Source organism: Streptococcus mitis (assembly GCF_001074635.1).
Taxonomy (GTDB): domain Bacteria; phylum Bacillota; class Bacilli; order Lactobacillales; family Streptococcaceae; genus Streptococcus; species Streptococcus mitis_E.
In genome coordinates, this window is sequence record NZ_JUQO01000111.1 from 1 (window position 1) to 14,386 (window position 14,386).

Below are 14,386 nucleotides of genomic sequence, written 5' to 3' on the forward strand. Positions count from 1 at the left end.
TTTCGCTTTACAATTGGCTTGAACACCTTTATTGTATCGCGTTTGGAGTTTTTTTGGTATAACCTTCGACGCGCACCCGCATAGCGGGTGATTTTTTTGTCTCGCACCTAGCGGAGCGAGACGGACTAATAATCACATAATCAAAAAAACGCACCATATCAAAAACTAAAAAATTTGATATCATGCGTCATGTCTTAAACTAATTGACTATACTTTCTATTCAAATGAGCTTTTAACCAATTGATTGAGCCAATCCACTCTTAAAACCAAAGAGCAATTTCTCGCTTAGCTGACTCTTCTGAATCTGAACCATGTACAACATTTTGGATAACCTCATTTTCTCCAGCAGCTTTTGCAAAATCACCTCGAATCGTTCCTGGTAAAGCTTCTTCTGGACGAGTCGCACCCATCATAGTCCGCCAAGTTTCGATAACTTTGGGACCTGAAATGACACCTACAAGAACCGGTCCTGAAGTCATAAATTCACGAATCGGTGGGTAAAAACTTTGACCAACCAAGTCCTGATAGTGCTGGTCAATCAACTCTTCTGAAACCTGTGAACGCAACTCCAATTTTTCGATTGTAAATCCACGTTGTTCGATGCGTTTTAACACTTCACCTACTAGTCCTCTTTTTACACCATCTGGTTTAATGATAAAAAATGTTTGTTCCATACCCGTCTCCTTTGTCAGCTTCTTTCTTTTATTTTACCACATTTCATGGAAAAATTGAGAAAGTTTTCAGAAAAGAGAAAGAGAACCCGAAGGCTCTCTCATTCTCTCTTATTCTACTGTTTCTTCCACAGTTTCAACGGCAGTATCCACAACTACTTCTGTTGTTTCTTCATTTCCTTCTTCCTCTACTGGAGGATTAAGGTATTCTTCTTCGTTGACAGCATGTGGTTCAAGGTTACGGTAACGGGCCATACCAGTACCTGCTGGGATGATCTTACCGATGATAACATTTTCTTTCAGTCCAAGGAGATGGTCTTTCTTACCACGGATAGCCGCATCCGTAAGGACACGAGTTGTTTCCTGGAAGGAAGCCGCTGACAAGAAACTATTTGTTTCAAGTGAGGCTTTGGTAATTCCCATAAGGACTGGGCGACCTGTCGCTGGAACTCCACCTGCGATAAGGACATCTTTGTTAGCATCTGTAAAGTCATTGATATCCATAAGGGTACCCATGAGAAGGTCTGTATCTCCTGGATCCATGACACGGACTTTACGGATCATTTGACGAACCATTACCTCGATGTGTTTGTCACCGATTTCTACCCCTTGGCTACGGTAAACTTTTTGTACTTCACCGAGAAGGTAAGTTTCTACTGACAAGACATCACGGACTGCAAGGAGACGTTTTGGTTGGATAGAACCTTCTGTAAGAGCAGCACCACGCGCTACTTGGTCACCAACTTCGACACGCATACGAGCTGTAAATGGAACAACATATTCGCCTTCGCCAGTTTCACCTTTAACAAAGACTTTCTTGGTACGAGTTGATGCATCTTCTTCGATAGCTGTAACTTGTCCTTTAACCTCTGTGATAACCGCTTCCCCTTTAGGATTGCGGGCTTCAAAGATTTCTTGGACACGAGGAAGACCCTGAGTGATATCGGTATTTGAGGCAACCCCACCCGTGTGGAAGGTACGCATTGTAAGCTGTGTACCAGGTTCCCCGATAGATTGGGCAGCGATTGTACCAACTGCTTCACCAACTTCAACCGCATCACCAGTCGCCAAGTTGATACCATAACAGTGACGGCAGACACCGTGACGAGTATTACATGTAAATACGGAACGGATAGTTACTTCTTCCACACCAGCGTTGACAATTTCACGCGCCTTGTCTTCTGTAATCAACTCATTTGGACCGATGATAACTGCACCAGTTTCTGGATGTTTAACAGTTTTCTTAGTGTAACGACCGTTGAGACGTTCTTCCAGAGACTCGATCATCTCTTTTCCTTCCGCGATAGAACGGATCAAGAGACCACGGTCAGTTCCACAGTCGTCCTCACGGATGATAACATCTTGGGCAACGTCAACCAAACGACGAGTCAAGTAACCTGAGTCGGCTGTCTTAAGGGCCGTATCGGTCATACCTTTACGCGCACCGTGAGTTGAGAAGAACATTTCGAGTACTGACAAACCTTCGCGGAAGTTTGAAAGGATTGGCAATTCCATGATACGTCCGTTCGGAGCCGCCATCAAACCACGCATACCGGCAAGCTGTGAGAAGTTTGAGATGTTACCACGGGCTCCAGAATCCATCATCATAACGATTGGGTTCTTAGGATCTTGGTTGGCAATCAAACGTTTCTCTAGTTTTTCACGGGCAGCACGCCATTCAGCTGTAACGGCATTGTAACGCTCGTCGTCTGTGATCATACCACGACGGAATTGTTTTGTGATTTGTTCTACACGTTTGTGTGATTCTTCAATGATTTCAGCCTTGTCATCAACGACTGGGATATCGGCAATACCCACTGTCAATCCTGCAAGAGTTGAGTGGTGGTAACCGAGGTTCTTCATGCGGTCAAGTAGGGCAGAAGTTTCTGTCGTACGGAAACGTTTGAAGATTTCAGCGATGATATTCCCAAGGTTTTTCTTCTTGAATGGAGGGTTTAGTTCAAGTTTGCTGATAGCTTCCTTAATATCTCCACCAAGTGGCAAGAAATATTTAGCTGGAACGCCTTCTGTCAAGTTGGCATTGTTTGGTTCTTGCAAGTATGGTAGACCCTCTGGCATGATGTCGTTGAAGAGGATTTTACCAACTGTTGTAAGCAAGACCTTGTGTTTTTGCTCTTCTGTCCAAGGCTTGTTGAGGCTGTCTGTTGCGATACCAACACGTGAGTGAAGGTGAACATAACCATTACGGTAAGCCATAACCGCTTCGTCACGGTCTTTGAAGACCATTCCTTCACCTTCACGACCAGCTTCTTCCATGGTCAAGTAGTAGTTACCCAAAACCATGTCCTGAGATGGAGTAACAACTGGTTTACCATCTTTCGGGTTCAAGATGTGCTCAGCAGCGAGCATCAAGATACGAGCTTCTGCTTGGGCTTCTTCTGAAAGCGGGACGTGGATGGCCATTTGGTCCCCGTCAAAGTCGGCATTGTAGGCTTCACAGACAAGTGGGTGCAAGCGAAGGGCCTTACCATCAATCAAGACTGGCTCGAAAGCTTGGATACCCAAACGGTGAAGGGTCGGTGCGCGGTTCAAAAGCACTGGGTGTTCTTTGATCACTTCTTCAAGGATATCCCAGATACGCTCATCTCCGCGTTCCACCAAGCGTTTAGCCGCTTTGACGTTTTGCACGATATCACGGGCAACGATTTCACGCATCACGAATGGTTTAAAGAGTTCGATCGCCATTTCACGTGGCACACCACATTGGTACATCTTAAGAGTTGGACCAACGGCGATAACGGAACGTCCTGAGAAGTCAACACGTTTACCGAGCAAGTTTTGACGGAAGCGTCCTTGTTTACCTTTAAGCATGTGGCTCAATGATTTCAGTGGACGGCTACCTGGTCCTGTGATTGGACGACCACGACGACCATTATCAATCAAAGCGTCAACCGCTTCTTGAAGCATACGCTTCTCATTTTGAACGATGATACCTGGTGCATTCAACTCAAGCAAACGAGCCAAACGGTTGTTACGGTTGATAACACGGCGGTAAAGGTCGTTCAAGTCAGATGAGGCAAAACGGCCACCATCCAACTGCAACATTGGACGAAGATCTGGTGGAATAACCGGAAGGATGTTGAGAATCATCCATTCAGGTTTGTTTCCAGACTTGTAAAAGGCATCCAAAACATCCAAACGACGGATGGCTTTAACACGTTTTTGTCCAGTTGCTGTTTTCAATTCTTCTTTGAGTTCAGCAATTTCTTTTTCAAGATCTACTTGTTTCAAAAGGTCTTGGATAGCTTCGGCACCCATCTTGGCAACGAATGAACCATAACCATACTCACGCAAGCGCTCACGGTATTCGCGCTCTGTCATGATAGACTTGTGCTCAAGTGGTGTATCCTTGGGATCAATCACCACATAAGCCGCAAAGTAGATAACTTCCTCGAGGGCACGAGGGCTCATATCAAGGGTCAAGCCCATACGGCTTGGAATCCCCTTGAAGTACCAGATGTGAGAGACAGGAGCTTTCAATTCGATATGTCCCATACGCTCACGACGAACTTTCGTACGCGTTACTTCAACCCCACAACGGTCACAAACAATCCCTCTGTAACGAATGCGTTTGTATTTACCACAAGCACATTCCCAGTCTTTTGTAGGACCAAAGATAACTTCATCAAAGAGTCCTTCACGTTCTGGTTTCAAGGTACGGTAATTGATTGTTTCAGGTTTTTTGACTTCTCCATAAGACCATGAACGGACTTTACTTGGAGAAGCTAGGGTGATTTGCATACTTTTAAAACGATTTACATCAACCACTATTTCTTCCCTTTCTATTCTAAGTGAGCTACTTATTCTTGTTCAGCAGCTTCTTCTGTTGCTTCCGCTTTTGTTGCTTTTTCAGCTTCTTCAGCTTCAAAGGCTGCTTTAGCCTCTTGGGCTGCTTTTTCACGGGCTTTTTCAAGGTCATCTACGTGGATGACATCTTCGTCCATTCCTTCATCCAAGTCGCGAAGTTCCACTTCTTGGTCATCTTCGTCTAGGACACGCATGTCAAGACCAAGAGATTGCAATTCTTTCACAAGAACTCGGAAGGATTCTGGAACACCTGGTTTTGGAATTGGTTTTCCTTTTGTAATAGCTTCATAAGCTTTCAAGCGTCCGTTAATATCGTCAGACTTGTAAGTCAAGATCTCTTGAAGGACATTTGAGGCACCGTAGGCTTCAAGAGCCCAAACCTCCATCTCACCGAAACGTTGTCCACCAAACTGAGCTTTACCTCCGAGTGGTTGTTGGGTAACGGTTGAGTATGGTCCGACTGAACGCGCGTGCAATTTATCGTCAACCATGTGGTGGAGTTTGATCATGTACATGACTCCGACAGAAACACGGTTATCAAACGGTTCACCAGTACGTCCATCGTAAAGGATTGTCTTGGCATCGCTATCCATACCAGCTTCTTTAACAGTTGACCAAAGGTCTTCAGAACTTGCTCCGTCAAAGACTGGTGTTGCGATGTGGATTCCAAGAGTACGAGCCGCCATACCAAGGTGGAGCTCCATAACCTGACCGATATTCATACGTGATGGCACCCCAAGTGGGTTCAACATGATATCGACTGGAGTTCCATCTGGAAGGTAAGGCATGTCTTCTACAGGAACGATACGAGAGACAACCCCTTTGTTTCCGTGACGTCCGGCCATCTTATCTCCGACCTTGATCTTACGTTTTTGAGCGATGTAGACGCGAACCAGCATATTAACACCTGATTGCAGCTCATCTCCATTTGCACGTGTAAAGATCTTAACATCACGAACGACACCATCGGCACCGTGTGGTACACGAAGAGAAGTATCACGCACTTCACGAGATTTATCTCCGAAGATAGCGTGCAAGAGACGTTCTTCAGCTGAAAGGTCTTTCTCACCCTTAGGTGTTACTTTACCTACAAGGATATCACCTTCTTTAACCTCAGCACCGATACGGATAATACCCATTTCGTCAAGGTCTTTAAGAGCATCTTCACCAACGTTTGGAATTTCACGAGTGATTTCTTCAGGCCCAAGCTTTGTATCGCGTGTTTCTGATTCGTATTCTTCAAGGTGAACAGATGTGTAGACATCGTCTTTCACCAAGCGTTCGCTCATGATAACAGCATCCTCGAAGTTGTAACCTTCCCAAGTCATGTAGGCAACGATTGGGTTTTGTCCAAGCGCCATTTCTCCATTTTCCATAGAAGGTCCGTCAGCGATGAAATCGCCTTTTTCAACGACATCACCAACTTTTACGAGAGTGCGTTGGTTGTAAGCAGTACCTGAGTTTGAACGACGGAATTTTTGGATGTGGTAAACGTCCAATGAACCATCTTCACGACGAACTTCTACCTTGTCAGCATCTGCGTAAGTAACTTTACCATCATACTGAGCAATCACAGCAGCTCCTGAATCGTGGGCTGCTTGGTATTCCATACCAGTACCAACGTAAGGTGCCTGAGGATTGATCAATGGCACAGCCTGACGTTGCATGTTGGCTCCCATGAGGGCACGGTTGGAGTCATCGTTTTCCAAGAAAGGAATACATGCTGTCGCAACAGCAACTACCTGTTTTGGTGATACGTCCATATAGTCAACAACATTAGCTGGATACTCTTGGTTGACCCCTTGGTGACGTCCCATGACAACTTTCTCAGCAAATGTTCCATCTTCATTCAGACGAGAATTAGCCTGTGCTACAGTAAATTCATCTTCTTCATCGGCTGTCAACCAAACGATTTCGTTCGTAACAACGCCTGTTTCACGGTCAACCTTACGGTATGGTGTTTGAACAAAACCATATTTGTTCAAGTGTCCGTAAGATGACAAGTTATTGATCAAACCGATGTTAGGTCCTTCAGGTGTCTCGATTGGACACATACGGCCATAGTGAGTGTAGTGCACGTCACGTACTTCATATCCAGCACGGTCACGTGTCAAACCACCAGGTCCTAAGGCTGACAAACGGCGTTTGTGAGACAACTCAGAAAGTGGGTTGTGTTGGTCCATGAACTGTGACAACTGTGATGAACCAAAGAATTCTTTAACCGCAGCTGTTACAGGACGGATATTGATAATTTGTTGTGGTGTCAAGACTTCGTTGTCCTGGACAGACATACGTTCACGGACATTACGTTCCATACGAGAAAGTCCAAGACGTACTTGGTTGGCAAGCAATTCACCAACCGCACGGATACGACGGTTCCCAAGGTGGTCGATATCATCAACACGGCCAAGTCCTTCAGCCAAGTTGAGGAAGTAGCTCATCTCAGCAAGGATATCTGCAGGAGTGACGATACGAACCTTGTCATCTGGATTAGCATTACCAATGATTGTTACGACGCGGTCTGGATCAGTTGGTGCAACAACCTTGAATTTTTGAAGAACAACTGGCTCAGTCACAACGGCTGCATCGTTTGGAATGTAAACAATCTTGTTCAAATCACCATCCAAATGGCTTTCAATACTTTCAATCACGCTACGAGTCATGATTGTACCAGCTTCTACCAAGATTTCTCCAGTTTCAGGATCTACCAATGGCTCCGCAATGGTTTGGTTGAGCAAGCGTGTTTTGACATTGAGTTTTTTGTTAATCTTGTAACGACCAACTGCTGCCAAGTCATAGCGACGTGGGTCAAAGAAACGAGCTACAAGCAAGCTACGTGAGCTTTCAGCAGTCTTAGGCTCACCTGGACGAAGGCGTTCGTAAATTTCTTTCAAAGCTTCGTCTGTACGAGAATCCATTGGGTTCTTGTGGATATCTTTTTCAACAGTGTTGCGAACCAATTCGCTGTCACCAAAGATATCAAAGATTTCATCATCACCTGAGAAACCAAGCGCACGAACCAAGGTTGTAAATGGAATCTTACGAGTACGGTCGATACGAGTGTAGGCGATGTCTTTTGAGTCGCTTTCAAGTTCCAACCAAGCTCCACGGTTAGGGATAACAGTTGAACCGTACCCCACTTTTCCATTTTTATCAACTTTATCGTTAAAGTAAACACCTGGTGAGCGGACCAACTGAGATACGATGATACGTTCACCACCATTGATAATGAAAGTACCCATCTCTGTCATGATTGGGAAATCACCAAAGAAAACTTCTTGGGTCTTGATTTCGCCTGTTTCTTTATTGATCAAGCGGAAGGTTACAAAAATTGGTGCTGAGTAGCTAGCATCGTGGATACGAGCTTCTTCTAGCGTGTATTTTGGTTCCTTGATTTCATATCCAACAAATTCCAACTCCATCGTATCTGTGAAGTTTGAAATTGGCAATACATCTTCAAACACTTCCTTAAGACCATGGTCTAGGAAATCTTTGAATGAGTCAGTTTGAATTTCAATCAAATTTGGTAAGTCAAGAACTTCTTTGATTCTTGAAAAACTACGACGGGTACGATGTTTCCCGTATTGAACGTCATGTCCTGCCAAGATGATTCTCCTTTGTAAATAAGTTCCAAGCCTTGTCAATCAGGCTTTCTAATCGTCATATGGTTGTAAAACCCCTATCACCGTGTCCCTTTGATAAATTTTCAGAATCTTTAAGTCTTTGTTACAAGTGCTCAAAATCCTGAAAAAAAGCACAAAAAGAGCAGCTAAATCTGACTTTTTCAGAAGATTTAACTGCTGTGAGCCTTGTCTGGACAATATTTCAGACAAAACCTACGACAAATGATTACTCATATTATACCCTATTTAGCTAGATTTTTCAAGGGATTCTATAGATTTTTGGTGAATTTTTTTCCTATAAAAAATTGAATTCAACTATTGATTTACGAAGTCCATTTTCAGCCCAATTATCTACGAAGAATATAGTAAATTACAGTTATCCTATTTTATCTTATCCCGTTTTTCTTGACTTTACTTGGTTTTTCTTTTAATATATATGTATAAATATATAAGGAGGTTTGTTATGAATATTTTGCTTTCTGAAACAGAACAGAATTTGCTAATGTTACTGGAAGAACTAACCAAACACCAGGATTGGATACAAGATTCATCTCTGTCAAAAAATCTGAATCTGTCAGTAGAAGAATTGCAAGAACGCCTGACTAGCATAGAGCAATTGTTTCCGAACCTCCTTATTCGATCAACAAAAGAAGGTATTCAGTTGCGGTTTGAAGACCGAAACTCTTTAGACCCTAAAATTGCTATCTTTGAACAATCTGCAACCTACTCTTTTTTGAACCAACTTTTTTTCAAGGACAACCAATCACTTGACCAAATATGTCAGGCACTTTCAGCTAATCCAGAGCAGATTGAGGAAATCATCCATCGTCTAAACAGACTCCTCCCACAACACTATGGCATCAACATCCAACTTTCTCCTTTAGTCTTGGAGGGAGCAGAAGAAGACATTCGCGCCTTTTATCTGGACTACTTTAGCCAAAGTTACAGCTTTCTTGATTGGCCCTTCTCTTCTATTTCCGAAGAGTGTCTGACTGACTTGATTCAGCTATTTTTGAAGGCCCAACAAATTTCACTCAACCTCAACAGTCTACGGCAAATCAAATATACCCTAGCTATCAATCTGGAGCGTTTTAAAAGGAAACACTTTATTGAAAATCCTACTCCACTTTTAACCAGTCACTACAGCTCTCTCATGCAAATTCCGCAGTTTGCACAAGAGATCAAAAAGCTGGCTAAAAAACTCCATTTTGAACCTACAAAGGAAACAATGAAACAGCTATTTTCAACCCCAGTAAAGTCGCCTCAAATCACAAATAAACCTTGTAATGAAGCGATAGGAGACATTCATCAGATTCAAAAATCCTATCGTTTATTGAGTCAAATTTTAGAAGAATTATCTAAAGAATTTCACCTACAGATTGCAAATCGCGAAGAATTGATTTGGCTCCTCCACTACACTGCCCAATCTGATTTTCTCCACCCACTTAGCAACAAATCTCTTGAAAAGCAAAAGTCTCTGCTTTTAACCAATTACCAAAAAGAATTTCCAAAACTATTTGAAGTAAGTAAAAGTAAATTTCAGACGTATCTAGCTGAGATTGGTCTAGAGAGTCACCCAAGTAAACTACAAGAGCTAGTTTATGCCTTTTCTATCCAAGGACAACGCATTTTAGTCCAATTACTTCAAAAACTTCCCAAAATTCGTGTTTTGGTCATTAGTCATCTAGATAGTGAGCACGCACAAAACCTAATTGACACCCTTTCCCACTACGGCAACAATCTCTATCTGTTTGACTCTTGGGAAAAGTCCAGTATCTCTTCCTCAATCTTCAATCAAATTCCACACGATATTGTTATCACTACCTTCCCTGTTTCCAACTGTCCGAAACCCATTATTTGTAGTCGGAATCTTTCTACTGTAGAACTATTTCACCACCTCCACCTTTTGGGTTCACAAATTCATAAAGAAAGACTAGCTTAGTCGTAACAGAAAACCTGTTGCGATTTTCTTTTGTTTTAATTTCGAGAAAACGCTTGCATATTGTTTTACTACATGCTATACTGATATAGAAATTTATTGATTGGAGAATCATTATGAGAAAAACACCATCTCACACTGAGAAAAAAATGGTCTACAGCATCCGTTCCCTCAAAAATGGAACTGGTTCTGTCCTTATTGGAGCAAGTCTTGTTCTACTTGCTCTGGCTACCCCAACTATCTCAGCCAACGAAAGTACACCAACCACTAACGCAAGTAATAGTGAAACTACTACTGCCCTTGCCCAACCTCTTACTGATGCAACAAACATCGCTGGCAAGAACGAAAGCGATTTTTCTTCACCTGACAATGCAAACGCTTCCCTAGAGAAAAAAGAAGAAAAACCTGCAACAGAGCCAACCACTCCTGTTGCAAGCCCAGCCGATTCAGCACCACAAACCGGACAAGATCGTTCAAATGAACCAACTACTTCTACTAGTCCAGTAACGACTGAAACTAAGGCAGAAGAGCCAATCGAAGACAATTACTTCCGTATCCACGTCAAAAAACTTCCTGAAGAAAACAAGGATGCTCAAGGACTATGGACTTGGGACGATGTTGAAAAACCTTCTGAAAACTGGCCTAACGGAGCCCTGTCCTTTAAGGATGCCAAAAAAGATGACTACGGCTACTACCTAGATGTCAAATTAAAGGGAGAACAAGCCAAGAAAATTAGCTTCCTCATCAATAATACAGCTGGAAAAAATCTAACCGGCGATAAATCGGCCGAAAAACTAGTTCCAAAAATGAACGAGGCTTGGTTAGACCAAGATTACAAGGTTTTCTCTTACGAGCCACAACCTGCAGGTACTGTTCGCGTCAACTATTACCGCACTGACGGCAACTATGACAAGAAATCTCTCTGGTACTGGGGAGATGTAAAAAATCCAAGTAGCGCTCAATGGCCTGACGGAACAGACTTTACGGCTACAGGCAAATATGGTCGCTATATCGACATTCCTCTTAAGGATGCCGCCAAAGAATTTGGATTTTTGTTACTAGATGAGAGCAAACAAGGAGACGATGTGAAAATCCGTAAAGAAGATTATAAGTTCACAGATTTAAAAAATCATAGCCAAATTTTCCTAAAAGACGATGACGAATCGATTTACACAAATCCATACTATGTCCATGATATCCGTATGACAGGAGCTCAACACGTAGGAACTTCTAGCATTGAAAGTAGTTTTTCAACACTAGTCGGTGCTAAAAAAGAGGATATCCTCAAACACTCCAACATCACTAATCACCTAGGAAATAAAGTAGCTATCACCGATGTTGCAATCGATGAAGCTGGTAAGAAAGTGACCTACAGTGGAGATTTCTCGGACACAAAACATCCTTATACTGTTAGCTACAATTCCGACCAATTCACTACCAAAACAAGCTGGCGTCTGAAAGATGAGACTTACAGTTATGATGGCAAACTTGGAGCTGACCTCAAAGAAGAAGGAAAACAAGTTGATTTGACCCTTTGGTCACCAAGTGCTGATAAGGTTTCGGTCGTCGTCTACGACAAGAATGACCCTGACAAAGTGGTTGGAACTGTCGCTCTTGAAAAAGGTGAAAGAGGAACTTGGAAACAAACTCTAGATAGCACAAATAAATTAGGAATCACAGATTTCACCGGATACTATTATCAATACCAAATCGAGCGTCAGGGAAAAACTGTTCTTGCACTCGATCCTTACGCTAAATCCCTCGCTGCTTGGAATAGTGACGATGCTAAGATCGACGATGCCCATAAAGTGGCTAAAGCTGCCTTTGTAGATCCAGCTAAACTAGGACCTCAAGACTTGACTTATGGTAAGATTCACAACTTCAAGACTCGTGAAGATGCCGTTATCTACGAAGCTCATGTGCGTGACTTCACTTCAGATCCTGCCATCGCAAAAGACTTGACCAAACCATTTGGTACCTTTGAAGCCTTTATTGAAAAACTAGACTATCTCAAAGACTTAGGTGTGACCCACATCCAGCTCCTTCCAGTCTTGTCTTACTACTTTGTCAATGAATTGAAAAACCATGAACGCTTGTCTGACTATGCTTCAAGCAACAGCAACTACAACTGGGGATATGACCCTCAAAACTACTTCTCATTGACTGGTATGTATTCAAGCGATCCTAAAAATCCAGAAAAACGAATCGCAGAGTTTAAAAACCTCATCAATGAGATCCACAAACGTGGCATGGGAGCTATCCTGGACGTAGTTTACAACCATACAGCCAAGGTCGATATCTTTGAAGATTTAGAACCAAACTACTACCACTTTATGGATGCTGATGGCGCACCTCGAACTAGCTTTGGTGGTGGACGTTTGGGGACAACCCACCATATGACCAAACGGCTTCTAGTTGATTCTATCAAATACCTAGTCGATACCTACAAAGTGGATGGCTTCCGTTTCGATATGATGGGAGACCATGATGCGGCTTCTATCGAAGAAGCTTACAAGGCTGCACGCGCCCTCAATCCAAACCTCATCATGCTTGGTGAAGGTTGGAGAACCTATGCTGGCGATGAAAACATGCCTACTAGAGCTGCTGACCAAGATTGGATGAAACATACCGATACTGTCGCTGTCTTTTCAGACGACATCCGTAACAACCTCAAGTCTGGTTATCCAAACGAAGGTCAACCTGCCTTTATCACAGGTGGCAAGCGTGATATCAACACTATCTTCAAAAATCTCATTGCTCAACCAACCAACTTTGAAGCAGACAGTCCTGGAGATGTGATTCAATACATCGCAGCCCATGATAACTTGACCCTCTTTGACATCATTGCCCAGTCTATCAAAAAAGACCCAAGCAAGGCTAAGAACTATGCTGAAATCCACCGTCGTTTGCGACTTGGAAACCTCATGGTCTTGACAGCTCAAGGAACTCCATTTATCCACTCTGGTCAGGAATACGGACGTACCAAACAATTCCGTGACCCAGCCTACAAGACTCCAGTAGCAGAGGATAAGGTTCCAAACAAATCTCACTTGTTGCGTGATAAGGACGGCAATCCATTTGACTATCCTTACTTCATCCATGACTCTTACGATTCGAGTGATGCTATTAACAAGTTTGACTGGACTAAGGCTACAGATGGTAAAGCTTATCCTGAAAATGTCAAGAGCCGTGACTACATGAAAGGTCTGATTGCCCTTCGTCAATCTACAGATGCCTTCCGACTTAAGAGTCTTCAAGATATCAAAGATCGTGTCCACCTCATCACTGTGCCAGGTCAAAATGGTGTGGCAAAAGAGGACGTAGTGATTGGCTACCAAATCACTGCTCCAAATGGGGATATCTACGCAGTCTTTGTCAATGCGGATGAAAAAGCTCGCGAATTTAATTTGGGAACTGCCTTTGCCCACCTCAGAAATGCTGAAGTTTTGGCAGATGAAAACCAAGCAGGACCAGTAGGAATTGCCAACCCGAAAGGACTTGAGTGGACTGAAAAAGGCTTGAAATTAAATGCCCTTACAGCTACTGTTCTTCGAGTCTCTCAAGGCGGTGCCATCGTTGCCCCAGCTGTGGAAGAAAAACCAGAATTTGACCTTTCTAGCTTAAAACAAGAACACGGTCAAAATAACGGCCAAGACAATATGTCAAACCGAGTAAACAAACCTGAACATCAAGATCCAGCTCCACAAGCTAGACCTGATTCTACTAAACCGGATGCAAAAGTAGCTGATGCGGAAAATAAACCTAGCCAAGCTACAACTGATTCACAAGCTTCACAACCACATAAGGACAATAATACTCAATCACTTCCATCTACACCTACTCAAACTATTGTCACTTCCTATACTCCAGCTTATACAAATAAGAAACCGGAAACTCCAAATCAGACAACTAAAGCTAGTTGGAAACAAGAAAATGGCATCTGGTATTTCCATAAAGCAGACGGTTCTCTAGCTACTGGTTGGATCAAAGATGGAGATACTTGGTATTATCTAAAAGATGATGGCTCTATGTCAACTGGTTGGGTAAAAGATGGAGATACTTGGTACTATCTAGATCCATCAGGAGCTATGAAAGAAAATCAATGGTTTGAAGTTTCTGGCAAATGGTACTATGTTGATTCATCAGGTAAACTTGCAGTTAATACAAGGGTTGAAGGCTATTTGGTCAATGAAAACGGTGAATGGGTTAGCTAATACTCAATGAAAATCAAAGAGCAAACTAGGAAGCTAGCCGCAAGTTGCTCAAAACAGTGTTTTGAGGTTGTGGATAGAACTGACGAAGTCAGTAACCATACCTACGGCAAG

5 protein-coding genes are annotated in these 14,386 nt (G+C 42.9%); 2 read left to right on the plus strand and 3 right to left on the minus strand.

Annotated elements, in window-relative coordinates:
• Nucleotides 1-260: 260 nt before the first annotated feature.
• The 3 genes from ndk to rpoB form a co-directional block, all read right to left on the minus strand.
• The gene (gene ndk, locus ADI58_RS04660; protein ID WP_049521643.1) at nt 261-674 is read right to left on the minus strand and encodes a nucleoside-diphosphate kinase; all 414 of its coding nucleotides are present in this window, start codon (nt 672-674) and stop codon (nt 261-263) included.
• Between the two features lie 108 nt (nt 675-782).
• Nucleotides 783-4,460 carry a DNA-directed RNA polymerase subunit beta' gene (gene rpoC / locus ADI58_RS04665; protein ID WP_000228741.1) on the minus strand — a complete coding sequence of 1,226 codons (3,678 nt, stop codon included), beginning with the start codon at nt 4,458-4,460 and terminating at the stop codon, nt 783-785.
• Nucleotides 4,461-4,492: 32 nt separating this feature from the next.
• Nucleotides 4,493-8,104, minus strand: a complete 3,612-nt coding sequence (rpoB, locus tag ADI58_RS04670; RefSeq protein WP_049521644.1) for a DNA-directed RNA polymerase subunit beta — start codon at nt 8,102-8,104, stop codon at nt 4,493-4,495.
• Between the two features lie 481 nt (nt 8,105-8,585).
• Between rpoB and ADI58_RS04675 the strand changes: the two genes are divergently transcribed.
• Together ADI58_RS04675 and ADI58_RS04680 are read left to right on the plus strand one after the other, a co-directional pair.
• The gene (locus ADI58_RS04675) at nt 8,586-10,064 is read left to right on the plus strand and encodes an AcpB/EbpR/MafR family transcriptional regulator (protein ID WP_049521645.1); all 1,479 of its coding nucleotides are present in this window, start codon (nt 8,586-8,588) and stop codon (nt 10,062-10,064) included.
• Nucleotides 10,065-10,177: 113 nt separating this feature from the next.
• A complete protein-coding gene (locus tag ADI58_RS04680; protein ID WP_049521646.1) occupies nt 10,178-14,275 on the plus strand; it encodes a pullulanase in 4,098 nt (1,365 codons plus the stop codon).
• Nucleotides 14,276-14,386: the final 111 nt, after the last annotated feature.

Excerpts from the sequence above, each read along its gene's own strand:
- ADI58_RS04675 (WP_049521645.1), top strand. The coding sequence starts at position 8,586 with ATGAATATTTTGCTTTCTGAAACAGAACAGAATTTGCTAATGTTACTG.
- ndk (WP_049521643.1), bottom strand. The coding sequence starts at position 674 with ATGGAACAAACATTTTTTATCATTAAACCAGATGGTGTAAAAAGAGGA.
- ADI58_RS04680 (WP_049521646.1), top strand. The coding sequence starts at position 10,178 with ATGAGAAAAACACCATCTCACACTGAGAAAAAAATGGTCTACAGCATC.